Source organism: Streptomyces filipinensis (genome assembly GCF_014649495.1).
In the GTDB taxonomy this organism is placed as follows: domain Bacteria; phylum Actinomycetota; class Actinomycetes; order Streptomycetales; family Streptomycetaceae; genus Streptomyces; species Streptomyces filipinensis.
In genome coordinates this window covers 1-549 of record NZ_BMTD01000098.1, presented here as the reverse complement: position 1 = coordinate 549, position 549 = coordinate 1, and the positions used below count along the sequence as shown (strand labels likewise).

Sequence of the window (549 nt, the reverse complement as noted above, 5' to 3'; positions counted from 1 at the left end):
CCGTGCCTGTCGACGCATCATCGCTGATCCCGCCTGCCCTTGACCAGCTGCACGAGCATCCCGACCCGCGAGACCCACGCGGCGTACGGCACGCTCTGGTTGCCGTGCTCGCGCTGACCGCGTGCGCGGTTCTGGCCGGATCGGCCTCTCTGCTGGCAGGCAGCGAGTGGGTCGCCGACGCCCCGCCGCACGTCCTGGAACGCCTTGGCATACGTCTCGACCCACTGTTCCCGAAGCGGCTCCTGCCTGCGGAAACAACGGTCCGGCGACTGTTGGCGCGCATCGACGGCGACGCGCCGGACCGGGCGGTCGAACGCTGACTCGCCGATCGCCGCCCGAAGACGACCGGGCTGCGCGGCCTCGCAGTCGACGGCAAAAGCCTGCGCGGCGCGGCCAACGCGAAGGGCCGCAAGAGCCACCTGCTCGCCGCGCTGGAGCACACCACCGGTCTGGTCCTGGCCCAGCTGGACGTCGGCGAGAAGACGAACGAGATCACCTGCTTCCAGCCGCTGCCGGACACCGTCGCCGACCTGGCAGGAACAGTCGTCA

Annotated in this window: 1 protein-coding gene; it reads left to right on the top strand. The window is 70.7% G+C overall.

What is annotated here, in order from left to right:
- Positions 1-2 precede the first annotated feature (2 nt).
- The gene (locus tag IE244_RS42700; RefSeq protein WP_229854924.1) at positions 3-320 is read left to right on the top strand and encodes a transposase family protein; all 318 of its coding nucleotides are present in this window, start codon (positions 3-5) and stop codon (positions 318-320) included.
- The last annotated feature ends 229 nt before the right edge of the window (positions 321-549 follow it).